Origin of the sequence: Haloferula sargassicola, assembly GCF_040362925.1 — a bacterium.
Taxonomy (GTDB): Bacteria; Verrucomicrobiota; Verrucomicrobiia; order Verrucomicrobiales; family Akkermansiaceae; genus Haloferula; species Haloferula sargassicola.
This window is the reverse complement of sequence record NZ_BAABRI010000024.1, coordinates 42,112-64,422: the sequence shown is the minus strand read 5'-3', so window position 1 is coordinate 64,422 and position 22,311 is coordinate 42,112. Positions and strand designations below refer to the sequence as shown.

General features: G+C 65.7%; 27 protein-coding genes. 13 read left to right on the top strand and 14 right to left on the bottom strand.

Going from position 1 to position 22,311, the window contains the following annotated elements:
* The first annotated feature begins 255 nt into the window (after positions 1–255).
* Both ABXH26_RS17945 and ABXH26_RS17940 read left to right on the top strand, forming a co-directional pair.
* Positions 256–630 carry a hypothetical protein gene (locus tag ABXH26_RS17945; RefSeq protein ID WP_353568480.1) on the top strand — a complete coding sequence of 125 codons (375 nt, stop codon included), beginning with the start codon at positions 256–258 and terminating at the stop codon, positions 628–630.
* Between the two features lie 818 nt (positions 631–1,448).
* A complete protein-coding gene (locus tag ABXH26_RS17940; RefSeq protein WP_353568479.1) occupies positions 1,449–1,955 on the top strand; it encodes a transposase in 507 nt (168 codons plus the stop codon).
* A 133-nt stretch (positions 1,956–2,088) separates the two neighbouring features.
* Here the strand turns inward: ABXH26_RS17940 and dtd are convergent, their stop codons facing one another.
* Genes dtd through ABXH26_RS17925 form a run of 3 tightly spaced genes read right to left on the bottom strand, consistent with a single transcriptional unit; the run spans position 2,089 to position 3,505 of the window.
* Positions 2,089–2,541, bottom strand: a complete 453-nt coding sequence (gene dtd / locus ABXH26_RS17935) for a D-aminoacyl-tRNA deacylase (RefSeq protein ID WP_353568478.1) — start codon at positions 2,539–2,541, stop codon at positions 2,089–2,091.
* An 8-nt stretch (positions 2,542–2,549) separates the two neighbouring features.
* Positions 2,550–2,903 (bottom strand): rhodanese-like domain-containing protein, encoded by a 354-nt coding sequence (locus ABXH26_RS17930; protein ID WP_353568477.1) that lies wholly within the window; start codon positions 2,901–2,903, stop codon positions 2,550–2,552.
* Positions 2,900–3,505: a L,D-transpeptidase family protein gene (locus ABXH26_RS17925; RefSeq protein WP_353568476.1), complete on the bottom strand. Its 606-nt coding sequence runs from the start codon at positions 3,503–3,505 to the stop codon at positions 2,900–2,902. Before ABXH26_RS17925 ends, ABXH26_RS17930 begins: the two co-directional genes overlap by 4 nt.
* Positions 3,506–3,811: 306 nt before the next feature.
* On the opposite strand from ABXH26_RS17925, the gene ABXH26_RS17920 reads away from it, so the two are divergent.
* From ABXH26_RS17920 to ABXH26_RS17910, 3 genes are all read left to right on the top strand, one after another.
* Positions 3,812–4,132, top strand: coding sequence for an FmdB family zinc ribbon protein (locus ABXH26_RS17920; RefSeq protein WP_353568475.1), 321 nt, complete (start codon positions 3,812–3,814; stop codon positions 4,130–4,132).
* A 63-nt stretch (positions 4,133–4,195) separates the two neighbouring features.
* Positions 4,196–4,942, top strand: coding sequence for a hypothetical protein (locus ABXH26_RS17915; protein WP_353568474.1), 747 nt, complete (start codon positions 4,196–4,198; stop codon positions 4,940–4,942).
* A complete protein-coding gene (locus ABXH26_RS17910; protein WP_353568473.1) occupies positions 4,939–6,363 on the top strand; it encodes a hypothetical protein in 1,425 nt (474 codons plus the stop codon). Before ABXH26_RS17915 ends, ABXH26_RS17910 begins: the two co-directional genes overlap by 4 nt.
* Here ABXH26_RS17910 and ABXH26_RS17905 read toward each other — a convergent pair.
* Positions 6,333–7,181 (bottom strand): hypothetical protein, encoded by an 849-nt coding sequence (locus ABXH26_RS17905; protein WP_353568472.1) that lies wholly within the window; start codon positions 7,179–7,181, stop codon positions 6,333–6,335. The genes ABXH26_RS17910 and ABXH26_RS17905 overlap by 31 nt on opposite strands.
* A gap of 100 nt (positions 7,182–7,281) precedes the next feature.
* Between ABXH26_RS17905 and ABXH26_RS17900 the strand changes: the two genes are divergently transcribed.
* Positions 7,282–7,896, top strand: coding sequence for an RDD family protein (locus ABXH26_RS17900; protein WP_353568471.1), 615 nt, complete (start codon positions 7,282–7,284; stop codon positions 7,894–7,896).
* Between the two features lie 3 nt (positions 7,897–7,899).
* Here ABXH26_RS17900 and mutM read toward each other — a convergent pair whose 3' ends face one another.
* Both mutM and trhA read right to left on the bottom strand, forming a co-directional pair.
* Positions 7,900–8,718, bottom strand: coding sequence for a bifunctional DNA-formamidopyrimidine glycosylase/DNA-(apurinic or apyrimidinic site) lyase (gene mutM / locus ABXH26_RS17895; RefSeq protein ID WP_353568470.1), 819 nt, complete (start codon positions 8,716–8,718; stop codon positions 7,900–7,902).
* Positions 8,718–9,377, bottom strand: a complete 660-nt coding sequence (gene trhA, locus ABXH26_RS17890) for a PAQR family membrane homeostasis protein TrhA (protein WP_353568469.1) — start codon at positions 9,375–9,377, stop codon at positions 8,718–8,720. Before trhA ends, mutM begins: the two co-directional genes overlap by 1 nt.
* An 80-nt stretch (positions 9,378–9,457) precedes the next feature.
* Between trhA and ABXH26_RS17885 the strand changes: the two genes are divergently transcribed.
* Positions 9,458–9,967, top strand: a complete 510-nt coding sequence (locus ABXH26_RS17885; RefSeq protein ID WP_353568468.1) for a P-loop nucleotide/nucleoside kinase family protein — start codon at positions 9,458–9,460, stop codon at positions 9,965–9,967.
* A gap of 40 nt (positions 9,968–10,007) precedes the next feature.
* Here ABXH26_RS17885 and ABXH26_RS17880 read toward each other — a convergent pair whose 3' ends face one another.
* Together ABXH26_RS17880 and ABXH26_RS17875 are read right to left on the bottom strand one after the other, a co-directional pair.
* Complete coding sequence (locus ABXH26_RS17880) at positions 10,008–10,388, bottom strand: hypothetical protein (protein ID WP_353568467.1); 381 nt, start codon at positions 10,386–10,388, stop codon at positions 10,008–10,010.
* A 184-nt stretch (positions 10,389–10,572) separates the two neighbouring features.
* The gene (locus tag ABXH26_RS17875; RefSeq protein ID WP_353568466.1) at positions 10,573–11,853 is read right to left on the bottom strand and encodes a glycoside hydrolase family 28 protein; all 1,281 of its coding nucleotides are present in this window, start codon (positions 11,851–11,853) and stop codon (positions 10,573–10,575) included.
* 271 nt (positions 11,854–12,124) lie between these two features.
* On the opposite strand from ABXH26_RS17875, the gene araD reads away from it, so the two are divergent.
* From araD to ABXH26_RS17860, 3 genes are all read left to right on the top strand, one after another.
* Positions 12,125–12,817: an L-ribulose-5-phosphate 4-epimerase AraD gene (gene araD, locus ABXH26_RS17870; protein WP_353568465.1), complete on the top strand. Its 693-nt coding sequence runs from the start codon at positions 12,125–12,127 to the stop codon at positions 12,815–12,817.
* Between the two features lie 26 nt (positions 12,818–12,843).
* Complete coding sequence (kduI, locus tag ABXH26_RS17865; RefSeq protein WP_353568464.1) at positions 12,844–13,674, top strand: 5-dehydro-4-deoxy-D-glucuronate isomerase; 831 nt, start codon at positions 12,844–12,846, stop codon at positions 13,672–13,674.
* Between the two features lie 82 nt (positions 13,675–13,756).
* Positions 13,757–14,518: an SDR family oxidoreductase gene (locus ABXH26_RS17860; protein ID WP_353568490.1), complete on the top strand. Its 762-nt coding sequence runs from the start codon at positions 13,757–13,759 to the stop codon at positions 14,516–14,518.
* A gap of 57 nt (positions 14,519–14,575) precedes the next feature.
* Here ABXH26_RS17860 and nagZ read toward each other — a convergent pair whose 3' ends face one another.
* The 4 genes from nagZ to ABXH26_RS17840 form a co-directional block, all read right to left on the bottom strand.
* A complete protein-coding gene (nagZ, locus tag ABXH26_RS17855; RefSeq protein ID WP_353568463.1) occupies positions 14,576–15,640 on the bottom strand; it encodes a beta-N-acetylhexosaminidase in 1,065 nt (354 codons plus the stop codon).
* A 7-nt stretch (positions 15,641–15,647) separates the two neighbouring features.
* On the bottom strand, positions 15,648–15,944 hold the full coding sequence (locus ABXH26_RS17850) for a KH domain-containing protein (RefSeq protein ID WP_353568462.1): 297 nt from the start codon (positions 15,942–15,944) through the stop codon (positions 15,648–15,650).
* A 115-nt stretch (positions 15,945–16,059) separates the two neighbouring features.
* Complete coding sequence (locus ABXH26_RS17845; RefSeq protein WP_353568461.1) at positions 16,060–16,446, bottom strand: Hsp20/alpha crystallin family protein; 387 nt, start codon at positions 16,444–16,446, stop codon at positions 16,060–16,062.
* Positions 16,447–16,461: 15 nt separating this feature from the next.
* Positions 16,462–16,818, bottom strand: coding sequence for an Hsp20/alpha crystallin family protein (locus ABXH26_RS17840; RefSeq protein WP_353568460.1), 357 nt, complete (start codon positions 16,816–16,818; stop codon positions 16,462–16,464).
* 221 nt (positions 16,819–17,039) lie between these two features.
* Between ABXH26_RS17840 and ABXH26_RS17835 the strand changes: the two genes are divergently transcribed.
* The 3 genes from ABXH26_RS17835 (at position 17,040) to ABXH26_RS17825 (ending at position 19,026) form a co-directional block, all read left to right on the top strand.
* Positions 17,040–17,510 carry a GNAT family N-acetyltransferase gene (locus tag ABXH26_RS17835; RefSeq protein WP_353568459.1) on the top strand — a complete coding sequence of 157 codons (471 nt, stop codon included), beginning with the start codon at positions 17,040–17,042 and terminating at the stop codon, positions 17,508–17,510.
* A 4-nt stretch (positions 17,511–17,514) separates the two neighbouring features.
* Positions 17,515–18,201, top strand: coding sequence for a ubiquinone/menaquinone biosynthesis methyltransferase (locus tag ABXH26_RS17830; RefSeq protein ID WP_353568458.1), 687 nt, complete (start codon positions 17,515–17,517; stop codon positions 18,199–18,201).
* A gap of 69 nt (positions 18,202–18,270) precedes the next feature.
* Positions 18,271–19,026 (top strand): hypothetical protein, encoded by a 756-nt coding sequence (locus ABXH26_RS17825; RefSeq protein WP_353568457.1) that lies wholly within the window; start codon positions 18,271–18,273, stop codon positions 19,024–19,026.
* On the opposite strand, the gene speA is transcribed toward ABXH26_RS17825, so the two are convergent.
* Both speA and ABXH26_RS17815 read right to left on the bottom strand, forming a co-directional pair.
* On the bottom strand, positions 19,011–20,966 hold the full coding sequence (gene speA, locus ABXH26_RS17820) for a biosynthetic arginine decarboxylase (RefSeq protein ID WP_353568456.1): 1,956 nt from the start codon (positions 20,964–20,966) through the stop codon (positions 19,011–19,013). The two genes, ABXH26_RS17825 and speA, sit on opposite strands and share 16 nt — an antisense overlap.
* 84 nt (positions 20,967–21,050) lie before the next feature.
* A complete protein-coding gene (locus ABXH26_RS17815) occupies positions 21,051–22,277 on the bottom strand; it encodes a carboxynorspermidine decarboxylase (protein WP_353568455.1) in 1,227 nt (408 codons plus the stop codon).
* Positions 22,278–22,311 lie beyond the last annotated feature (34 nt).

The window sequence follows — 22,311 nt, the reverse complement described above, 5'->3', positions numbered from 1 at the left end:
CAAGACCGTGGCATGTAGGAAGAGAAGCGAACCAATGACCGCCCTGAGGAGGGCGGCACCTTGAACTCGGGAGGCCCGGTGGCCATGCCGAAGGAGACGATTTATCTCCAGCGGCTCCATGTCGATCAACTCACCGGAGACGACATGCAGGGCCGCCGGGAATGGGAGCGAAGCGGACATGGACTGCCTGCCTAAAACCCAATCCACAGTCAATCAGATCCGCCCATAGTAGTCCGAGACGGGAAAGCCGATCACATGGCAAAGGAGCGGGCGGATGGACAACACGGACAGAGCACCTACGCGAGAGGACGGACGACCCTCCCATCAAGCGCGTCAAGCACCCTGTCCGCCCTGGAAACCAAGGCGACAAAAGACCCGAAGCATCGCTTCCGGTCGCTTGCCCGCCTGCTCGACCGGCAGATGCTCGGGAACTCGGTGCGGCTGTGGCAACTGCTGCACCAGGTCCGGCGCTTGGCCTTCAAATGGTGGAACCGCCGCAGCCAGCGGCGCAGCTTCACCTGGGCGGAGTTTGCCGAGGCCTGGGAGCGGTGGAAAATGCCGCGGCCGAAGATCTTGGAAACCCCGTTACCCTGGAGCTGGCGGGAGGCTCGACAAGCCGGGAGAGCATGAGTAAACGATGAAGTCAGAAACAGAAACCAACGGCGTCGCGGAATCGAAGCGCGTCCATCCGAGGAGCCCGGTGCGGCAATTCCGCACGCCGGGATCTGCGAGGGGGGCGCCGGATGACCGGCGTCCCTACCTCGATCGCTACAAATGATGAGTCCGCACCAAGCCATTGCTGGAGTTCTGGCGATTCTCCTCTGTGGCTGCGAGCTGATGAACTTGGTTCCCCGCTCGACCGTGAGTAGAACGGACGTTGCATCTCGGGGTGGCGGACCTTCGGCGGAGATGCAGGTCGATTACTACAGTGACGTGCTGACGAAGGAGGCACAGGGAGTACCAGCTTTGCCGGCATGGGGCACCTATCGCAAGTTTTGGCTGGGCGTAATGGACACGATAAGAAGGACGGAATCGGAAGAATACTATGATCGAGTGTTCCGTGATTTTCCCAGAGCTCGGAATAATCTTGGACTTCAGCCAATCCCGGTAACTCCCTACAACTAAGCGAACCCCAAAGATAGCTTCGGGCGGTAGCCCCGAAGCTATCGGTTGTTGAACGGGCCCAGGCGGGTTGGACGGGCGGCGTGGCTATCGCTCTTGCGGTTTCAATCCGCGTCTGTGGGTCAACGACTTGCCGTGATCGGGCGGCGATGGATGGCCGTTTGACGACCTCCGCGGGGGCCGCGGGGCGAATCGCTCCTGGATTGGCCCGCGCCGGGAGAAGTGCGAGTCGCCGATGGAGCGGGGTTTCCGGAAACGCGGCGAAGCATGGGCGCTTTTACGGTGAAATCGTCGGAGAGGAAGAAAAGGAGTGCCGCCTGATCGCCGTGCGAGCCGCCCCGGAAGTGGCGGCCGCGCGCCGTGCCGCACGCCGGGCCAAAGCCCGCAAGTCCGGCAAGGAACCCTGTCCGAAGGGATGGGTTCGCGATGGCTGGCACCTCATGCTGACCAATCTCGGCAAGGAGCAAGCCAGCGTCGATCAGCTGGCGGCCGTCTACCGCGCGCGTTGGGCGGTGGAGATCCAGTTCCGCGCGTGGAAGCAGTCGCTCAACCTGACCAAGGCGCTCCACCGCACGAGCAACGAACACGCCATGGAGGCGCTGGTGCTCGCCGCGATGATCGCCCACCAGCTAGGCATGAGGATCGCGCGGCGGATCGGAGCGGTGGTGGGGAGGGTGAGTTATGAGAAACTCTATGACCTACTTGCGATGCAACTGGTCAAAGCACCGGACCTCGCCGCGATGGCCGACTTCGACCCCGACCCAAGGCACGTTACACGAGACAAACGCCGCCGAAAATCCCCCGTGGAATCAGGCATCCGAGCCTTAACCTGACGCGAATGGGAAGAAGCCTAATCGAAGCTTCATCCCTGCCATTCGTGCCGGTCCTCGCATTTCGAAATTTTTTGGTATCTCATCGCGAGGCTCCTCGCAAGACAGCGGTTTGCCGGACCGGGCTTCGCGGGGCTTACTCGCGGTTGTGCGAGTCGATGACGATGGTCACCGGGCCGTCGTTGAGAAGGTGGACCTTCATGTCGGCGCCGAAGACGCCGCGACCGACGGGCTTGCCGGTTTCCTTTTCGAGGGTCTCGCAGAACCGGCGGTAGAGCGGTTCGGCGTGATCGGGGCCGGCGGCGCGGATGAAGGACGGCCGGTTGCCTTTTTTCGTGGAGGCGAAGAGCGTAAACTGGCTGACGGCGATGAGTTCGCCGCCGGCCTCGGTCACCGACCGGTTCATCAGTCCGGCGTCGTCGGGGAAAATCCGCATGCGGGCGATCTTGCCGGCGAGCCATTCGAGGTCGCCGGGGCCGTCGTCGGGCTCGATGCCGACCAGCAGCAGCAGGCCTTTGCCGATGGCGGACACCCGGACGGAATCGACGGTGACCGACGCCTCGGCGACGCGCTGGAGGACGACCCGCATCGGCAACCTCAGTAACGGGCGAGCGCTGGATCGACCTCGCGCGACCATTGGTCGATGCCTCCGGTCATCGACCACGCCTGGGCCACGCCGCGGGAGCGGAGGAAACGGACGGCCTGGAGCGAGCGCATGCCGTGGTGGCAGTAGATGATGCAGGGCAGGCCGGCGGCGATGAGGTCCTCGGCGCCGGTGGAGAAGCCGGAAAGAGGAACCAGCCGGGCTCCGGGCAGGTGGGCGATGCGCCATTCGTCCGGCTCGCGGCAATCGATCAGCAGCACTTGGCCGGCACCGATCTCAGATGTCAGGGCGGCGACCTCGGCAGGGCCGACCTCGATCGCGGACGCGGGGTCGGGCAGCGCTTTCATTCGACGATGACCGGGGTGCCGAGCGTGACGTTGTCGAAGTAAACCTTGGCCATCTTGTCGGGCATGCGGACGCAGCCATGGGAGGCATTGTAGCCGGGCAGGTAGCCGGTGTGCATGCCGATGCCGCCGGTGAAGCGCATGAAGTTCCACATGGGGGCGCCGACGTACTTGCAGCCGGGCGGGACCTTGTCCTTGGACATGTCGGCATCGTCATTGACCACGCGGCCGGTGCCGATTTCTTCGAAGATGCCGTAGACGCTCGAGCGGTGGTCGCGGTCCTTCTCGGTGATCTTGTAGGTGCCGGGCGGGGTGTCGTGGCCTTCCTTGCCGGTGGAAATGCGGGACACGCCGACGAGTTCGGCACCCTTGTAGAAGTAGGCCTTCTGCTGGCGGAGATTGATCCGGATGGAGGGCGGGCCGGTTTTTCCGTCACCGGCCCAGTAGGAGGTGTCGTCCGGCACCGCGGCCCCGGGGTCGGTGGAGGCCCGCTGGGAGTTGCGCGGTCCGTAGGCGGCGAGGTAGCGGCTTTGTTGCCCGCCGGAGCCCCCCATCTGGCAGGAGGCGAGCAGGAGGCCGGCGAAAAGGAAGGGAAGGCGGTGCATCGTCATCGGGAATGGGACGCCGGATCGATACGTTTTCTTCCCGCGCGGTCAAGACTGCGGATTCGGGCGCATTTTGCCTTTCCGTCGCCGCGACGGAGACTTGGGAAAGTCGGCGCCCGAGGAGGTGGACTCAGGGTGAAAGGGCCGGCGGCAATGCCCTCGAAGCCAGCGCACGACCGCGGTCGTCCAGCTCCATGCGGAGCATCTCGGGGGAAACCCGGTCGTGCCCGACAGACGATCCGCGAGTCGGGTGTTGATGCGGCCGGATCGTGTGCTATGGACTGCGCCGTTCCTGCTCCGCCAATCATGCCGAACTACGATTACCGCTGCGAAACCTGCGGGCACCAATTCGAGGTGTTCCAGAAGATGAACGACCCCAAGCTGGAGCGCTGCCCGCTGGAGGGCTGCGAGGGCCACGTGCGCCGGCTGCTCGGCACCGGGGCCGGCCTCATTTTCAAGGGGAGTGGTTTTTACCAAACCGACTACCGCTCGGATTCCTACAAGTCCGGCGAAAAGTCGGAGAGCAAGGCCGGCGGTACGACGTCATCCGCTGGCGACAAGCCATCCGCTGGCGACAAGCCGTCTTCCGGCCACAGCTGTGGCGGCGGCTGCGGATGCTCGGCCTGACGCGGCCCCTTCCGCTCCGGCCCGGCGCTTGCGGGCCGAGCCGGTTTTGTGAGATCGAAGGCCATGGGAAAAGACGAAGCGCCAGCGAAGGAAACGAAGAGGAAGGGTGGCTGCCTCGGCCGGCTGGTGGTCCTGTTCGTGCTGCTGGGCCTCGGCGGGCTGGCGTATGCGGCATTTCTCGTGCTGCAGCCGCAGGATACCTCGGACATCGCCGGCACCGGCCCCGGGGCCCGGATGGAGAAGGCGCGCGACTTGAAGGAGGTGCTGCGCAATGCCTCCGAGCGCAGCTACGAGCTGGCGCTGACCGAGGACGAGATCAACCGCTACCTCGCGCAGACGCTGAAGGCGAAGCAGAGCGGGCCGCTGGCGGAGCAGGTATCCGTGCCGCAGGTCGCCGTGCGGCTGGAAAAAGATCGCGCGGAGGTGGTCATCACGCGGGATGTGGCGGGCCATCCTTTCACCACCTCCATGTACCTGCGGGTGGAGCAGCTGGAAATGCCGGACGGCCAGGTGACCACGCGGATCCTGCGCAACGGCGGGCCCTACCATCCGGACCTGCCCGCGCCGCTCATCGGCGGGCGTTTCGGCAAGGTCCCGGTGCCGGAGGGTTTCCTGCACCTGGTGCTGCCGGCCTTTGAAAAGCTGGCGGCCGTTTACCGCACCCCGTCCGACCCGAGCGGCGGACCGCGCTCGATCCCGGTCAAGGAGCTGGATTTCGTGGAGGACATGGCGAGAATCCGCATCGAAGAAGGCAAGTTGGTGCTGGATCCCACCGGCGATCAGGGCATGGTGCCCCGCGCAGGACCATGAACCGGCAACTTCTCGGCTTCCTCTCGATCATGTGCGCGGCAGCGCTTCCGCTGCGGGCCCAGGAGGGCGGGGACGAACTGTTGCAGCAGGACGAGGTGGTCCCGGCCGCCGAGCAGGTGGAGCCGCTGGCGGTCAGCCCCCTGGAAAAGGAGCTCGCCTCGCGATCGGTCTCGGAGAGCGGCCAGTTCACCGTCACGGGGGGCGAGCAGGCGCTGCGGTCTTCCCTGGCGCTGGAGGCCGATTCGGTGCGCGCGTGGTTTCTCAAGCTGCTGGAGACGGTGCCGCCGAAGCAGCCGATGCCGATCGAGATCCGCCTCCACGGCAAGGCGGGCGATCCTCCCAAGGCGCGGCCGCTGGCTTACGAGCTGCGTTTCACCACCGAGAGCTACCTGCTGCGGATCCACATCGACCTCGCCCGCGGGCTCGACCACGAGCGCCTCGAGTCGGCGATCCTCAGCGGCCTGCTCTTCGACCGTGCGCTGGCCGGCCGCAAGCCGGGCGAGCTCGAAGCGCCGTTGCGCGCGCCCGCCTGGCTGGTGGCCGGGCTCAAGGAGGCCCGCGACTGGGCCGAGGGCCGCGGCGACCGCCGGCTCTACGAGGGCGTGTTCAAGCAGCAGGGGCGCTTCGGGGTGGACGAACTGCTGTCCATGCCGAACGACGAGCACGAGCGGCTGGACGGGGTGTCGAAATCGATCTTCCGCGTGCAGTCCGGCGCGTTGGTCATGGCCCTGCTCGGTCAGCCCGGGGGCAAGCCGGGCTTCGTGTCGTTCTGCGATGAGGTGGCCGACTACGATGGCGAGTTTCCCATCCTGCTGCGCCAGCATTTCCCGGAACTGAACCTGTCCGAGAAAAGCCTGGCCAAGTGGTGGTCGCTGACGCTCGCCAAGCTGGCCGAGGCGCCGCTGACCGAGGCGATGAGCATCCGGGAAACCGAAGCCCGCATCCAGGATGCGCTGGAACTCCAGTTCGCCGATGCCCAGGGGCTCCGCCAGCGCGTGCCGATCAGTCAGTGGCAGCAGCTTCCCGAGATGGGCGAGGCGGCGCGGCTGGAGGTGGTGCGACCGGTCCAGGACGCGCTGAGCCACCTGAGCTACCGTTGTTTTCCCTCCTACCGGCCGCTGATTCTCGACTACCAGAAATGGCTGGTTTCGTGGGCCTCCGGCGAGCCGGAGCCGGAGCCGCCTTTGTTCGAGATGGAAGAAGCGCGGGAAATCATGAGCCAGCGCGCCAACCGTGCCCGCGACTACCTCGACTTCGTGGAAATCAACGAAGCGCGCGAGCTGAGCGGCAATTTCGACGACTACATGAAGCTCAAGCGCGAGCTCGAGGACAAGCCGCGCCCGCCGCGCCAGGACCGGGTGTCCCGCTACCTCGACACCCTTGACAAGGTCTACGGGGCCAGCCGGGGAACATCGCCCTGAGCCCGTCCTTCGGCCGCCTCGGCGAGCGTCCGGGCATCCGGCGCCACGAACCTCAGGTGCTGCGAGGGATCCGTGGTGGCGATGGCCCGCTCGATCCCGGCGATGATTTCAGGACTGCCGTAGAACGGTCCGACGCCCGCACCGCCGCCGGTGTGGGTCTCGATCAGGACCAGCTCGCCGTGGCTGAGAACGAACGAGGGATTGCCCGAATCCCCGACGATCACCTGATGCGAGCGCACTCCGGCCTGGCCCGCGAGATATTGGAAGGCCAGCATTTTTCCCTCGAACTGGATGCGGCCGATGCGCCGGAAGTCGACGTTGCGCAGGTGGCCGGTGATCACCGCGGTGGCGCCGACCAGCCGGTCGATCGAGTCCGCCGCGACTCTCGGCAGCGGGTAGGTGCGGATCGAGGCCGGCAGCGGGATGTCGAGCAGCCCCACGGCGACATCGCAGGGCGTGCCGATCTCGCGCAGGCGCAGCACCCGGATGACCTTGCGGACGTGCGCGCGGCCGTGGCGGTCGTGGAAAACGATGGCCTTGCCCGGCGGGAGCCGGAAATGATCGGCCATGACCACGTGGCGCGGCGTCACCGCGGTGGCGGTGCGGTGGTCGCTCCAGGCGATGCCGGTCAGGTCCAGCTGCCACGGCCAGTCCTGATTCCAGCGGGCGATTCCACGGGTTTGATAGTGGCTGAAAACGTCGGTTCTCTGGCGGTGGGCCCGCGCCAGGTCCGGCAGCGCCAGATCGGGGCGGTGAAGAGCCGGGCCGGTCGCGCAGGCGGCCAGCAGGAGGGTGAGGAAAAGGAGGACCCGCTTCATTTCCTCCATGCTCCGGCAGGCGGCGATCGGCCGCAAGAGGCCAATGGGGGAGCGTGGAATCCGTCTCGACGCGGCGGGGAATCCGGCTATCCGTTGGCGTATGGCCGATGACGAAAAGAAGCCCGACCTTCCCAAACCCGATCTCCCGCCGCCGAGCCTGAGCAAGCCGCCCAAGGCTCCGCCGGTCGAAACCACGCCGCCGCCGATGCCGCCCGGCGACACGCCGCCCCCGGCGGGGAGCGCGCCGCCCAAAGTGATCCAGGACGTCGAGCTCGACGAGGACGAAGTCGTCGAGCCCGGAGGCATTCCGCCCATCAACACCCGCCTGATCGCGGCGGTGATCGACTGCATCGTGGCCACGGGTCTTTTCTTCGCCGTCGCGCAGGTGTGGGGAAAACTCTCCTATCCCGCGTGGGTGGCCTACATGATGTTCCGTGATTCGCTGCCATTCCTTCCCCAAGGAGGCGTCGGAAAAATGGCCATGAAACTGCGCGTGGAAAAAACCACCGGCGGTTCGATCACCGGCGACTGGGCCGCGGGCGCCGTCCGCAACATCCTGATGGTGCTCCCGTTTTTCGGGCCCTTGGTGGAAGCCATCATCCTCTTCACCCGCGAGAACCAGCCGGCCCAGCGCGGCCTGCGGCTCGGTGACGAATGGGCGAAGACCAGGGTGGTGGTGGCACCTGTCGCGCCGGTGGAGCCGCCCGCCGCGTGAGCCTCATTTCTGGCACACGGAACACCAGTAGGTGGACCGTTGGCCCATGATTGCCTGGCGGATCGCCGTGCCACAGACCCGGCACGGCTTTCCGCCCCGCTCGTAAACGAACAGCCGCTGGCGGAAATAGCCGGGCTCGCCGCTGGAGTTCACGAAGTCGCGCAGGGTCGTGCCGCCTTGTTCGATCGATTCCGCCAGCACCGCACGGATACCCTCGACCAGCCGCGCCAGCCTCGGCCGGGAAACCCGCCGGGCCGCGGTCCCGGGGCGGATGCCCGCGCGGAACAGGGCCTCGCTGGCGTAGATGTTCCCAACGCCGACGACCACCTTGCCGTCCATGATCACCAGCTTGATGGCCGCCTTGCGGCTACGGCAGGCATCGTACAAGTGATCCGCCGCGAACCCCGGGCCCAGGGGCTCCGGACCCAGCCCGCGGAGCAGGGGATGTCCGGACGGGTCGGCGTTTCCGATGGGCAGCACGATGCCGAAGCGCCGCGGGTCGTGGAAACGCACCTGCCGGCCGTCGTCGAGCAGGAACACCACGTGGTCGTGCTTGCGCAGCTCGAAGTCGGCATTGCAGATCCTCAGGCTGCCGGTCATGCCCAGATGGACCAGCAGGTGCTCGCCGTTTCCGAAGCCGAGGATCAAGTACTTCGCCCGCCGCGTCAGCGAGGTCACCGGCGTGCCGCAAAGGGGGTCGAGGTCCGCCGGCACGGGCTGCCTCAGGCGCCGCTCGCGGACGAGGATGTCCTCGAACCTGCGGCCGAGCAGGTGGGGTGCGATGCCACGGAGCGTGGTCTCGACCTCGGGCAGCTCGGGCATCAGTTCAGGATGTAGCCCGCCGTGGCCACCACGTGGCAAGCGCTGCCGAGGATCACGAAGCCATGCCAGATGGCGTGGTTGTAGGGCAGCTTCTCCCACACGAAAAAGATCACCCCCAGCGTGTAGCCGAGCCCCCCGGCGACCAGCCACAGCAGCCCCGCAAGCGGCAGGCTGCGGATCAGCGGGCCGGCGGCGATCACGATCAGCCAGCCCATCACAACGTAGAGCGCGGTCGACCACCAGGTCTCGCGCTTGCCGCGCATCACCGCCTTCAGGACCACACCGGCGACGGCCAGGAACCACACGATGCCGAAGATCGTCCAGCCCCAGGCCCCGCGCAGCGCCACCAGGGTCAGCGGGGTGTATGACCCGGCGATCAACAGATAGATGCAGGCGTGGTCGAAGATCTGGAACAGCTCCTTGAGCTTCGGCGACGAGAAGGCGTGGTAGATGCTGGAGGAAAGATACAGCAGCACCAGCGTGCCGCCGAAAACCGAGGCCGCCACCACCTGCCGGGCTTCGTTTCCGGAGGAAAGGATCATCACCACCAGGCCGATGACCGCCAGCACGGCGCCGGCGATGTGGCTCCACATGGAGGCGCGCTCCTCGGCGAGGGTGTCGCAGAGAGGGGAACGGGGTCGGAAGGGGAAGGCGGGCACGCGCGGAATATGGTGGGGAAAGCTCGGATTGTCGATGCGTGGAATTGGCAGGGGCGGGCGCTTATGGCAGCCCTCTCGACATGTCCGAAGCGCCCCACGCCTGCCACCTTGTCTGCGGACCTGCCGCATCCGGGAAAACCCGTCACGCCACCCTGTTGGCCGAGCGGCTCGGTGCCGTCCTGCTCGATAGCGATCAGGTCGCCGAGCGCCTCGTCATGGCCGGCCTGGAGCTGGCCGGGCTCGATCCCGACGACCGCGACTCGCCGATCTACAAGAGCGCCTACCGCGAGCCGGTCTACGACACCCTCTTCGACCTTGCCGCCGCCCATGTGGGCCGCCTGCCGGTGGTCATCGCCGGCCCCTTCACCGCCGAGGCCGGCAACCCGGCCTGGCCGCACGAGCTGGAGCGGCGGCTCGGCGTAAAACCCGTGCTGCACTGGGTTTCCTGCCCGCCTGAAGTCCGCCGGCGACGGCTGGAGCAGCGCGGTGAAGAACGCGACCGGCCGAAGCTCCGCGACTGGAAAAAATACCTCTCCACCTGCCGGGAAGAGCCCCCGGTGTGGGACCACCTGGGGGTGACCGGCGGGTGACCGGCGTCGGGCGCCGTTTTCACGGTCGAGCGCCCGGTGCTCAGTCCAGGTGCTCCTCAATGAAGTCGAGGACGAGATCGACGAGTTCGTCCAGGGCGGCAGGAAGGTCTTCCTCGATGCTCGCAAGGTATTCCTCCTCGGTCTCGCTGTAGTCGGTGCGGTCCTGCGGGCGGGTCTCGCACCAGCGGCTGGCGTTGAGGGGATCGACGATGCCGGCGGCACCGACGAGGTCGAAGGAATTGATCACGCGCTGGTGATTGATGCCGCTCTGCCAGAACTCGTGCAGGCAGTCGTCGCTTTCAAGGATGGGCACGGTTTCGTAGACGTCCATCAAGGCCCGTTCCTCGCGGCTGAGCTTGCGCTCGGCGGATTCGCCTTCGAGTTGATCGACGAGCACTTCGACTTCATCCGGCCATTCCATGGGGTCTTGGGTAAGCATCGCGGCGGCGGGGTAAGGCAAAACGGGAAAAGCTGAAAAGCTGAAAAGCTGAAAAGTCGCCGCGCCCCTGCCATCCGCCATCTGCCTCACGGCATCGGGCCTCGGTCCTTGGGCGCGGACTTGCTACTCCGGTGACGGTTGGCCGGTCCCAACCTCAAGCAGCTCCTCATCTTCCCGCCGGGACGACGATGCGGGGACGCGGCCCGGTCCGCGGAAAACGCCAGCTCTTGCCGTTGATGACCACCCCGGTGCTGATGGCGTTTTGGATCCGGCTGCTTCGGAAACCGGTGGAGCTGAGTTCGAGATCCACGTTCTCCAACACCACGTTGCGGATCGTGTCGCCCTCGTTGCCGGTCAAACTACCAAGCTTGCCGTAGCTGCCGCGGATGTTGCGCAGCACGAGGTTGCTGACGACCGAGGCGGGCGGCTCGTGGCCCTGGAGATCGAAAAACTGGCTCCATGGCCTGACTTTGAAAATCGACCCGGTGTCGCCGCTCAGTTCGATGTCCTCGTAAACAAGGTTCTCGTAGAGCTGCGGCGTGTCCGGGCGGAGCTTGAGGCGGACGAGGCTGTTGCCGGGGCCCACGGTGCAACGGCGGACGTAAACGTTGCGCACCCGGGTGGCTTCGCTGCCGAGGGTGACCACGCCATGACCGCGGGCGAAGTCGCAGTCCTCGATGAAGATGTTTTCCGCCGGCGGGCTGTCGGGATCGTCACCGGCCGTCGGGCCCTTCGAGCCCTTGATGGCGATGCAGTCGTCATCGGTGGCGATGCGCGTGTTTCGCACCAGGACGCGCTGGCAGCTATCGATATCGATGCCGTCGCTGCTCGGCGCGCGGACGGGGTCGCCGGCACCGGGCGCATGGATGTCGAGGCCGTCGATCGTGACCTGCTGGCAGCGGTAGAGGTGGAGGTTCCAGAAGCCGGAGTTGCGCAGGCGGATGCCCTCGATCTTCACGTCGGTGCAGGTGTCGAGGAACAGCAGCCGCGGGCGCTCCACTTCGAGGTTGGTGCACTCCGGGTTCTCCTCGCGGCGCTGCCAGAAGGCCTTCCAGAAAACCTCGCCATCGCCATCCAGCGTGCCTTTTCCGGAAATCCGGACGGCCGTCATGTCGGCGGCGTTGAGCAGAGCCATGCGCCAGGGCTCGGTGTGGCCCTCGATGCGGGTCGGGCGCTTCGGGTAGTCCTCAATGTGGTCGGAGCCCTTCAGCACCGCGCCCTCGTCGAGGCGCAGGCCGACGCCCTGCCGGAGGAAGAGGGAGCCGGTGAGGAAAGTGCCCGTGGGAACCACGACCGTGCCGCCGCCGCTTTGAGCGCAGGCATCGATGGTGGCCTGGATCTGGTCCGTGCACAGCCCGTCGGGGGTGGCTCCGTGGTCGAGGATGGAAAACTCACCGCCCGCGGCGACGCTGACGGTGAGGGCGAGAAGTAGAGACAGCGGTTTCATGGGAAAATCGGTCGGCCGTAAGGGGGTCGATCGTCGATGTCTCCGATCGGAGCGGGAAGATCGATGACGCTCAAGGGAAAGATGGGGTTACCCCGCCAGCCCACCGCGGGGTGTGCCATTGCCTCGAAAAGCCGGATTCTGGCGGAAGACGGGCTTCTGCGAGCTTTCTGGGCTACTGACACCCTCCGGGCATTGATCCGGGTGCCATCCGCCCCTTAACTCCTGCCGGGAAACGTTTCCCTAGCCTTCCATCCAGCCCGCCATCAACGCCATGTCCTACGACGCCCTCCGCGAAGAATGCCTCCAGGCCAACCTTGATCTGCCCGACACCGGCCTGGTCGATCTTACCTTCGGCAACGTCTCCGTTGCCGACCCCGAAGCCCGCGTGTTCGCCATCAAGCCGAGCGGAGTCGATTACAAGGCGCTGAAAGCCTCGGACATGGTGATTCTCGACTTCGAGGGCAAGGTGATCGAAGGCGGCCTTCGCCCGTCCTCCGACACGCCGACCCACCGCTGCCTCTACCTGCATTTCGAGGGCATCCGCTCGGTGGTTCACACCCACTCGCGCAGCGCGGTGGCCTTCGCGCAGTCGGGCGTCGATCTGCCCTGCCTCGGAACCACGCATTGCGACTACTTCCACGGCGCCGTGCCGGTGACCCGCGACATGACGCCCGACGAGATCGGCGGCGAGTATGAGTGGGAGACCGGGATGGTGATCGTCGAGCGTTTCAAGGCACTCGACCCGACCGAGGTGCCCGCCGTGCTGGTCCGCAATCACGGACCGTTCGCCTGGGGGCCGTCCGGCAAGAAGGCGGTGGAAAACGCGCTCGCCCTCGAGATCGTGGCCGACATGGCGATCAAGACGATGTCGATCCGCCCCAACGCTCCTCCCGCTCCGCAGCATCTCCTCAACAAGCACTTCTTCCGCAAGCACGGCCCCGGCGCCTACTACGGCCAGAAATGATTCCCATGATCCTCAAAAACCGTCCCATGAAAGTCGCCCACACGCCCTCTCCGTCCGAAGCCGCCATGCTCGACACCGTCGGGCTGCGCGAGTCCTTCCTGCTCGAAGACCTGTTCCAGCCCGGCGAGCTGACGCTGGTTTACACCGACCTCGACCGCGCCATCGTCGGCTCCGCGGTGCCCACCGGCTCCGCGCTGAAACTCGAGGCTGGCGACGAGCTGCGGGCCGATTATTTCTGCGAGCGCCGCGAACTCGGCGTCCTCAACATGGGAGAAAAGGGCACGGTGGCGGTGGACGGCACCGACTATGAGCTGGAAAAGTGCGACTGCCTCTACATCGGCCGCGGCAGCAAGGAGATCTCATTTTCCAGTGCCGATGCGGGCGAGCCGGCCGGATTCTATCTCATCAGCTATCCGGCGCACACCGGGCATCCGACCACCAAGGCGACGCCCGCGGATGCCAACCGCGTCGAGCTCGGCAGCCCCGAGGAGTGCAACGAGCGCACGATCTGCCAGTACATCCACCAGAACGGCATCAGGAGCTGTCAGCTGGTCATGGGTTTCACCGAGTTCAAGCCCGGCAGCATCTGGAACACCATGCCCGCCCACACCCACCTGCGCCGCAGCGAGGTCTATGGTTACTTCGACGTACCTACGGGGCATGCCGTACTTCACATGATGGGCGAGCCCGACGAGACCCGCCCGCTGTGGATCCACGACAAGCAGGCGGTGCTGTCGCCGGCGTGGTCGATCCACTGCGGCGCTGGCACCGCGGCCTACCGCTTCTGCTGGGCGATGGGGGGTGAAAACCAGGACTTCACCGACATGGACAAGGTCGAAATCTCCGAGCTTCGCTGAACCACGGAAGACACGGAACCCGAATGGGTGCTGGACGGAGTTCAGTGACTTCCGTGGTTCCTCTCTTTTTACGAAAATGAGCATCCTCTCCCAATTCGATCTCAGCGGAAAGACCGCACTCGTCACCGGCTGCAAGCGCGGCATCGGCTTTGCGATGGCCGAGGGGCTGGCGGAAGCGGGCGCGGACATCATCGGTGTCAGCGCCTCGCTCGAACCCGGCAGTGAGATTGAAAAGGTGGTCACCGCCTTGGGTCGCAAGTTCACCGGCTACTTGTGCGACTTTTCCGACCGCGAAGCCGTGGCGTCTTTCGGTGCCAGGGTGCTGCTGGAGCAGGGCACGCCCGACATCCTGGTCAACAACGCCGGGACCATCGCCCGCGCGCCGGCCGCCGGGCATCCGGACGAGATGTGGTTCAAGGTCATCGAGGTGAACCTCAACGCGCAGTTCCTGCTCAGCCGCGAGATCGGCGCGAAGATGATTGAGCGCGGCTCCGGCAAGATCATCTTCACCGCTTCGCTGCTGACTTTTCAGGGCGGCATCACCGTCCCCGGCTACGCCGCCTCGAAGGGCGCGATCGGCCAGCTGACCAAGGCGCTCGCGAACGAGTGGGCCTCGAAGGGCGTCAACGTCAACGCGATCGCCCCCGGCTACATCGCCACCGACAACACCGAGGCGCTGCGCAACGACCCCGTCCGCGCCGAGCAGATCCTCGCCCGCATCCCGGCGGGACGCTGGGGCGACCCCGGGGATTTCAAGGGGCCGACCGTTTTCCTCGCCTCCGATGCCGCTAGGTATGTCAACGGCGAGGTGCTGGTCGTGGATGGGGGCTGGATGGGGCGGTGATTCGACGGGCAGCTTGGAGGCGGAAAGTGCCTGCGGAATCCTTTGGTGACGGCGCCTTCAATAGGTCGTCACCGGCGAGTCACCGGTTTCCCCGGACAGCTCGGGGACCTCGGCGCGGAGCTTGGCGAGCCCGTCGCAGGTTTTTTGCCAGGTTTCATCGCTCCAGACGAGCGGGCCGCCGAGCTTCTTGTGGAACCGCTTGAGGCGCTTTTCGGTGTCGGCCATGAGGGAGGGCGGCAGCTTTGCCACGCGGTCGGCGGCATCGCGGGCGCGCTCGGTGACGGTGTGGCAGATGAGCGCGAGGTCGTTGCCGGCCTCAAGAGCGGCGGTGACGTCGGTATTGTCCGGGAAGCGGTCGGCGATGGCCCGCATGTCGAGGTCGTCGGTCAGCACCAGGTGGTGATCGAAGCCGAGCTGTCCGCGCAGGAAATCCCGGATGATACGCGGGGAAACGGAGGCCGGGAGCTCGGGGTCGATCGCCTTGAACAACACGTGCGCGAGCATGATCGAGTCCAGCTCCGGCATCAGCGCGGTGTAGGGGACCACGTCCTCGGCGAGCAGATCGGAAAGGGTGGCCTTGGAGACGGGAAGGTCGTGATGGGGATCGCTGGTGGCCCGGCCGCAGGCGGGGAAATGCTTGGCGCAGGACTTCACGCCGCGCTTGCGCAGCCAGCGGTTCCACATGCCGGCGCGATCGATGACGCGCTGCGGATCGCGGCCCCAGCATCGGGTGGAGAGCGAGTTCGAGGCGCCCGGATGGTGGTCGAGATCGAGCACCGGTGCGAAGTTCCAGTTCACGCCCAGCAGCCGCAGCAGGTCGGCGGTCAGCGCTCCGGCCTGGGCCATCAGCGCGGGCTGGTGGTGGCGGGCGAACTCCGCCGCGGACGGGGCGGCCGGCGCGATCGCGGCGGTGCGGGTGACGTGGCCGCCTTCCTGATCGATGGCGATCAGCGGCTCCTCGTTGGTGATCGAGCGCAGGTGGTCGGTCAGCGCCCGCGTCTGCTCCGGGCTCTCGATGTTTCTCGAGAAAAGGATGAACCCGACCGGCTGGAGGTCGGAAAAGAGCGAGATTTCCTCGTCCGTCAGCGTGGTCCCGGCGATGCCGAGGATGAAGGGAGTCATGGAGGGGTCAGTGCGAGTTTTCCCGGGCGAGCATTTCCTCCTCCTCCTCGTGGGAGTGGATCTGCAGCGTGGCCTGCACGCTGGCGCGCTCGGCGGCGGCTTTCATCACGGCGCGGATCGCCGAGGCGCTGAAGCCGTTGCGGCCGATCAGCAGGGCTACGTCGGAGCGTTCGAGCACCAGCTTGAAACGCAGCTTCTGGGGGCCGAGTTCGGCCACCTTGAGCTGGGCGCGCTGGGGGTGCTCGATGAACTGGACCGCAATGTACTGGATGAAATTGCGGATCTGATCGGTGACGACCTGCATGGAGGCACTCTTGCCGATCCCACGGGGTGCATCAACCATCGAGGTGCCCGGAAAGGAAAAAGCCCGCCGCCGGGCACGTCGCCGGCGGAGGGCTGGGAGTCGGATTGCCGAGAGCTCAAAGAACCTCGATGCGCTTCGGTTGGGCGGCCTCGACCAGCGGGATGGAGACCCGCAGGATGCCGTTCTCCAGCTTGGCGCTCAGCTTGCCGGCGTCGAGGTTGTCGGCGACGCGGAGCTTGAGCCGGTAGCCCTCCGGAGCGGGCGCGCCATGAACCAGCCGGCCGGCATTTTCCGGCTGCAGGCGGGTGGCCTCGAGGACCAGTTGGGCGGCTTGCGACTCGAGCTTCAGGTCCTCGCGTTTCACGCCGGGGACGATGATTTCGAGGTCCACGCCGCTCTCGTGACGGCGGGCGCGCCACTGGGGTTGCACGTAGGCCACTTCGGTGGCGGTGGCTTCGGTGGGGGCGACTTCGGTCGCTTGGTTTTCACAGCAGGTGTTCATGATGGGTAGTTAAGGTTAGAGGATTTCGATGCGGCGGACGTCGCTGGACGAATCGGCTTTCGGCAGCCGGATCCGGAGCACGCCGTCGGTGAGCTTGGCGGACACCGCGGTGGCATCGATCTGGCGCCCGAGCGGCAGCTCGCGGGTGCCGGACTCGCCGAGTTCGACGCGCAGGGCACGGTCGCGGACTTCGAGCTTCAGGTCGTCCTTCGCGACGCCGGGGACGTCCATTTCAAGCGCCCAACCGCCCTCGTCTTCATAGAGCCGAAAGGGGCGGGCGGGGGACTCGAACTGGCGGATGGCTTGATCGACAAACTGGCTGAAATCGTGGATCCAGCCGCGGGTGTTCATGAGATGAGGTGCAAGAATCATGGTGTGGGTAATAGGTTGCTGAAAGCGATGCAGGCGGAATGCCGAAGGATGATGGAGGCGTGCAAGCCTCTGGAAATGAACAGGCAATGACAGATTTTCGAAAAGGCGCCCTAGCGATCGATTGGAACAAAATGGCGCGATCCGGACAAAGTGTCGGGTCGCTCTGTCACATCCGGGAGTTTCCGCTTTCGGGTGGGTCGGGCGGCGGCTAGCTAAGGGGCATGATCGACATGTTGGTGCGCCTCTACGACCTGCCGCCGAGCGCGGGGCTCTACGAAAAGGTGGAGTCGCAGGGGATCACGCTGCGCCGGGCGCGCGCGTTCGAGCTGCACACGGTCCGCGAGTTCGTGGGGGAACATTTTTCCCCGAAATGGGTGAGCGAGGTGGAAGTGGCGATGAGCCGCCAGCCGATCACCTGCTACCTCGCCACGCGCGACAAGCAGGTGTTGGGATTCGTGTGCTACGACACGACCTCGCGCGGGTTTTTCGGCCCCACCGGCGTGGCCGACGCCGCCCGTGGCACGGGAGTGGGGAAAGCGCTGCTTTTCAAGGCGCTGGAAGGCATCCGCGAGCTGGGTCACGCCTATGCGATCATCGGAGGCGTGGGCCCGCGGGAGTTCTACGAAAAGGCCTGCGGCGCGATCGAGATCCCCGGCAGCGACCCGGGAACCTACACCGACCTGCTGCCCTGAGACCATGGCCGACGGAACAATTCAAGACCCCGGATACGTGCGCGAGGCGTTCGCGCGGATCGCGGACCGCTACGTGACGACCAATCACGTGCTGAGCCTCGGCACCGACATCCTGTGGCGGCGGAAAGTGGCGCGAATGGTGCGGCGCTGGAAGCCGGCGCGGCTGCTCGACGTGGCCAGCGGGACCGGCGACCTGGCCTTGGAAATTCAGGATGCCTGCCCGGACACGGACATCATCGCCAGTGACTTCTGCGCCGAAATGCTGGCCCATGCGAAGGAGCGGGGGATCGCCCGCACGCTCGTGGCCGACGCCCTCGACCTGCCGTTTGAGGACGACTCGTTCGACGTCGTCACGGTCGCCTTCGGCCTGCGGAACATGGCCGACTACGCCGCGGCGCTGCGGGAAATGCGTCGCGTCCTGAGGCCGGGCGGCCACCTGCTGGTGCTGGACTTTTCCCTCCCCACAGGCCCGCTGCGACCGGCCTACCGATGGTATCTGCACCGCGTCCTACCGAAGCTGGCCGGCTGGTTGACCCGGCAAAAGGACGCCTACGAGTACCTCGGCGGCTCGATCGAGGAGTTTCCGATGGGCGCGGCCATGGCGGCGCTCATGGAGACGAACGGCTACCGCGAGGCGGAGTCGATCCCGCTGACTTTTGGTGTGGCCTCGATCTATACGGCGGAGAAATAGCGACGGCGGTGGGAAGATGGTCACCAGATTGGAGCTGACCTGAGGGCGGGTCATCGCCAGCCTGAGGCCGTGGAAACCCGACGTCCCCAACATTTCCTGCCCAAGACCTGGGACCTGCCCGAAGCCATCCGTCGTCGCCTGGGCGACGAGGCCGGGCGGCAGCGGCTCATGGATGAGGAAGGCCATCTGCTTTTCATCCTGCACGAGGTCCCGCGACCCGAGGACGATGAGATCCGCCGCCCATTTCTCCTGTGGGGAAAACCCGACGGGACATGGAAAAACCATCCCGGGAGTGGTGGGTTCGCGGCTCTGGACGGGCACCTCGACTCCTATGGGAGGGCAATCCACGAACTGGACCGCGATGCCGAGTCGGCGCAGACGCCGAAAGAGTATTTCGAGGTGATGAAGCGGGCGCACCCGCTGCTGCGGGCCACCCGCAACCTGCTGACGGTGATGGAGTGCGCCCGCAAGGCGCGGCCGGCCGACCGGCGGCTGATCGTGGCGCGCGACCGGGCGATCGACCTCGAACGCGCGGCCGACCTGGCGACCGGCGACGCGAAGGCGGGCATGGATTTCTCGCTCGCGGTGAGCGGTGCCGATCAGGCCCGGGCCGCCCACGAGGCGGGGATGGAGGCACGCCGACTGAACCGGCTGGCGGCGTTCTTTTTCCCGCTGGTGACGATGGTCGGCGTGTTCGGGATGAATCCGCCGCAGGAGGTCATGGCGATGCCGGGCTTTCGCGAAGTGCTGGCGGTCGGGGTGATCGCCGGAGCGGTGGTGTTTTTCCTCAGCCTGTCGAAGAAAAAGCGTCAGCCCTCGAAGTAGGTGTAGCCGTTGAGGTTGGTGCGGAACAAATCCATCACCTCGCGCCGTTCCTTGGGGCTGATGCGGCCCTGGTTGACCGCCTTTTCGGCGAAGCCGCGGAATTTCGTGACCAGCTCCTTGGGGTCGTATTCGACGTAGGACAGCACGTCGGCCACCGAGTCGCCTTCAACCTCGTGGGTGTAGACCGGCTTGCCCTCCTCGAGGTGGACGCCGACGACGTTGGTGTCGCCGAGCAGGTTGTGGAGGTCGCCGAGGGTTTCCTGGTAGGCACCGACGAGAAACACACCGATGTGGTAGGACTCGTCCGGCTTCAACTCATGGAGGGGTAGTACTTTGGCCACGTCCTCGCGGTCGATGAAACGGTCGATCTTGCCGTCGCAATCGCAGGTGATGTCGGCCAGCACCGCGCGTTGCAGCGGGCGCTCGTCGAGGCGGTGGATCGGCATCACGGGGAACAGCTGCTTGATGGCCCAGGAGTCGGGCAGCGACTGGAACAGGCTGAAGTTTCCGTAGTAGAAATCGACGAGCGTGTCGGAAAGCTCGCGGAGGTCCTCAGGGATCACATCGAGCTCATGGAGCAGCTTCGAGATGCGCGTCATGATGTGCCAGAACCAGGCCTCGGCGGAGCCCCGCTCACGCAGGGTGGCATTGCCGTAGAAGAACTGCGCGCGGACCTGGTCGCGGTAGTAGATCGCGTCGTTGAAGCATTCCTGGAGGTTGCGCTTCGAGAGGTCCTTGTTGACGTGGATGAGGTTGGTGAGGTTCTGCGGCGCCTTGTCCGGAACAGGCGGGGCCTCCTCGGTGGTCTGGACGGTGGAGACATCGAGGATGTTGAAAACGAGCACCGAGTAGTAGGCGACGATCGCCCGGCCGGACTCGGAGATGAGGTTCGGGTGGGCCACGCCGGCACGATCGCAGACCTGCATGATGGTCTCGATGACGTCGGTGCAGTATTCGAGCACCGAGTAGTTGCAGGACGAGGCGAAGTTGGTGTGCGAGCCGTCGTAATCGACCGCCATGCCGCCGCCCATGTCGAGCACGCCCATCGGCGCACCTTCCTTCACGAGGTCGCAGTAAATGCGCGTGACCTCGGTGGCGCCCTCGCGGATGGCGGCGATGTTCGGGATCTGGCTGCCTTGGTGATAGTGCAGCATTTTCAGGCAGCCGAGGTAGCCGGCGTCCTTGAGTCGATCGACCACGTCGATGACCTGGGCGGCGGAAAGCCCGAACACCGACTTGTCGCCGGCGCTTTCCTGCCAGTGGCCGGAGCCGCGGGTGGAAAGGCGGACGCGGACGCCGAGGTTGGGCAGCACGCCGAGCTTGCGCGAACGCTCGAGCACGAGCTCGAGCTCGGTCGGCATTTCCAAAACGAGCATCACCTTGAGGCCCATCTTCTGCGCATGCAGGGCGAGGTCGATGAACTCCTCGTCCTTGTAGCCGTTGCAGATGATGTAGGCCTGCGTGTCGTGCATGTGGGACAGCGCGGCGATCAGCTCCGGTTTCGAGCCGGCCTCAAGGCCATAGTGGTAGCGCTTTCCGAACTCGGCGATCTCCTCGATGACCTGTCGCTGCTGGTTGACCTTGATGGGGTAAACGCCGCGGTATTCGCCCTTGAAGCCGGTGTTCTTGATCGCCTCGCGGAAGGATTCATTCAGCTCGGCGATGCGGGAATGAAGGATGTCGCGGAAACGAAGCAGCACCGGCAGGTCGGTGCCGCGGTCGCGCAGGCCTTCGACGATCGACTGCAGGGAAACCTCCCGCGTCTCGGACGACTCCTCGTTTTCCGGCAGGCGCACCGTGACGTGGCCCTCGTCATTGACGCCGAAGAATCCGTGGCCCCAGGCATCGACGCCGTAAAGCTCGGCGGACTGGTTCGGGGACCAGCTGGCGGGTTTCTTTTTTGGCTTGGCGACCGGGGTGCGTGAGGACGGTGGAACCATGGGCGGGAACAAAGGGGTTTTTCCGGGAAATGAAAGGGAAATGCCCGGGTCGAGGCAAGATCGGCAGGATGCGGAACGGGCCGATCAGCCCAACCGGTCGCGGAAGTCCTCGTAGGTGAACTCGCGGATGGTTTCGAGGCTGCCGTCTTCGTGCTGGAGGACGATGGCGGGGTGGGGGACGCCGTTGAAGGTGGTCGTCTTGACCATGGTGTAGTGGGCCATGTCGTCGAAGACGAGGATGTCGCCGGGCTTCAACTCGCGGGGGAAAGCATAGTCGCCGATGACATCGCCGGCCAGGCAGGTGGGGCAGCCGAGACGGTGGGGGATTGCCGATTGAGGACTGCCGATGGAAGACTGGGGGCCGGAGGCCGCGACGTAGGTTTCGCCTTTGAAAGTGACGGCGGGCTGCGTGGGTTCACCGGCGGGACGCCTGTGCTCCTTTTCGGCGAGGAAGACGTCGGGGCGGTAGGGCATTTCGAGGACGTCGGGCATGTGGCCGGTGGCGGAGACGTCGAGGATGACGAGGCGGTGGCCGGCGCTTTCGAAGACGTCGATGACCTCGCTACGCAGGACCCCGGTGTGGATCGCAGCGGCCTCGCCGGGTTCGAGCCAGACTTCGAGGTTGTATTTTTCCCGGGCCTCGCGGACGAGGCGGATGAGGCGGTCGCGATCGTAGAACGGCTTGGTGATCCAGTGGCCGCCGCCCATGTTCAGGTAGGTGAACTGCGGGGAACGTAGTAGATGGCCGAATCGTCGGTCGAGCTCGGCGAGGGTGGTCTCGAGGTCGTCGGAGTCCTGCTCGCAGAGAGTGTGGAAATGGAGGCCGCTGAGGCCGGTGAGGTCGGCCCCCTCGAGCTGGTCGGCGGTGATGCCGAGGCGGGAGCCGGGAACGCACGGATCGTAGAGCGGGGTCGAGCCGGTCGAGTGCTGGGGATTCACGCGCAGGCCGCAGTGGAGCTCGCCGGACTTGAAGCGGGGGTGGGCCATGACCGTTTCGCGGTAGCGGAACCACTGCGAGAGCGAATTGAAGTCGAGATGGGTGGTGAACTCCAACAGGGCTTCGATTTCCTCCGCGGTGTAGCCGGGCGAGTAGGTCACGACGGCTTTCCCGAAATGCTCGCGGGCCAGGCGGGCCTCCCACAGGCCGGAGGCGCAGCAGCCGTCGAGATCTTCGCGGATGAAAGGAAAAGCCTTCCAGCAGGAAAAGCCCTTCAAGGCGAGCACGAGCTTGCAGCCGGCGGCTTCCTTGACCTCGCGGAGGATGGCGGCGTTGCGCTTCAGGGCGGCGATGGAGATGACGTAGCTGGCCACGCCGGTGATGTAACCGCGAACGGGCTCGAATGAA

What these genes read in the sequence shown, in the direction of transcription:
- ABXH26_RS17875 (WP_353568466.1), bottom strand. Translation starts at nt 11,853, where the DNA reads ATGAAACCGCTGTCTCTACTTCTCGCCCTCACCGTCAGCGTCGCCGCG.
- ABXH26_RS17840 (WP_353568460.1), bottom strand. Translation starts at nt 16,818, where the DNA reads ATGATTCTTGCACCTCATCTCATGAACACCCGCGGCTGGATCCACGAT.
- ABXH26_RS17830 (WP_353568458.1), top strand. Translation starts at nt 17,515, where the DNA reads ATGGCCGACGGAACAATTCAAGACCCCGGATACGTGCGCGAGGCGTTC.
- ABXH26_RS17925 (WP_353568476.1), bottom strand. Translation starts at nt 3,505, where the DNA reads ATGCACCGCCTTCCCTTCCTTTTCGCCGGCCTCCTGCTCGCCTCCTGC.
- ABXH26_RS17910 (WP_353568473.1), top strand. Translation starts at nt 4,939, where the DNA reads ATGAACCGGCAACTTCTCGGCTTCCTCTCGATCATGTGCGCGGCAGCG.
- ABXH26_RS17930 (WP_353568477.1), bottom strand. Translation starts at nt 2,903, where the DNA reads ATGAAAGCGCTGCCCGACCCCGCGTCCGCGATCGAGGTCGGCCCTGCC.
- araD (WP_353568465.1), top strand. Translation starts at nt 12,125, where the DNA reads ATGTCCTACGACGCCCTCCGCGAAGAATGCCTCCAGGCCAACCTTGAT.
- speA (WP_353568456.1), bottom strand. Translation starts at nt 20,966, where the DNA reads ATGGTTCCACCGTCCTCACGCACCCCGGTCGCCAAGCCAAAAAAGAAA.
- kduI (WP_353568464.1), top strand. Translation starts at nt 12,844, where the DNA reads ATGAAAGTCGCCCACACGCCCTCTCCGTCCGAAGCCGCCATGCTCGAC.
- ABXH26_RS17900 (WP_353568471.1), top strand. Translation starts at nt 7,282, where the DNA reads ATGGCCGATGACGAAAAGAAGCCCGACCTTCCCAAACCCGATCTCCCG.
- ABXH26_RS17920 (WP_353568475.1), top strand. Translation starts at nt 3,812, where the DNA reads ATGCCGAACTACGATTACCGCTGCGAAACCTGCGGGCACCAATTCGAG.
- ABXH26_RS17945 (WP_353568480.1), top strand. Translation starts at nt 256, where the DNA reads ATGGCAAAGGAGCGGGCGGATGGACAACACGGACAGAGCACCTACGCG.
- ABXH26_RS17885 (WP_353568468.1), top strand. Translation starts at nt 9,458, where the DNA reads ATGTCCGAAGCGCCCCACGCCTGCCACCTTGTCTGCGGACCTGCCGCA.
- dtd (WP_353568478.1), bottom strand. Translation starts at nt 2,541, where the DNA reads ATGCGGGTCGTCCTCCAGCGCGTCGCCGAGGCGTCGGTCACCGTCGAT.
- ABXH26_RS17905 (WP_353568472.1), bottom strand. Translation starts at nt 7,181, where the DNA reads ATGAAGCGGGTCCTCCTTTTCCTCACCCTCCTGCTGGCCGCCTGCGCG.
- ABXH26_RS17835 (WP_353568459.1), top strand. Translation starts at nt 17,040, where the DNA reads ATGATCGACATGTTGGTGCGCCTCTACGACCTGCCGCCGAGCGCGGGG.
- ABXH26_RS17880 (WP_353568467.1), bottom strand. Translation starts at nt 10,388, where the DNA reads ATGGAATGGCCGGATGAAGTCGAAGTGCTCGTCGATCAACTCGAAGGC.
- mutM (WP_353568470.1), bottom strand. Translation starts at nt 8,718, where the DNA reads ATGCCCGAGCTGCCCGAGGTCGAGACCACGCTCCGTGGCATCGCACCC.
- ABXH26_RS17915 (WP_353568474.1), top strand. Translation starts at nt 4,196, where the DNA reads ATGGGAAAAGACGAAGCGCCAGCGAAGGAAACGAAGAGGAAGGGTGGC.
- nagZ (WP_353568463.1), bottom strand. Translation starts at nt 15,640, where the DNA reads ATGACTCCCTTCATCCTCGGCATCGCCGGGACCACGCTGACGGACGAG.
- ABXH26_RS17850 (WP_353568462.1), bottom strand. Translation starts at nt 15,944, where the DNA reads ATGCAGGTCGTCACCGATCAGATCCGCAATTTCATCCAGTACATTGCG.
- ABXH26_RS17845 (WP_353568461.1), bottom strand. Translation starts at nt 16,446, where the DNA reads ATGAACACCTGCTGTGAAAACCAAGCGACCGAAGTCGCCCCCACCGAA.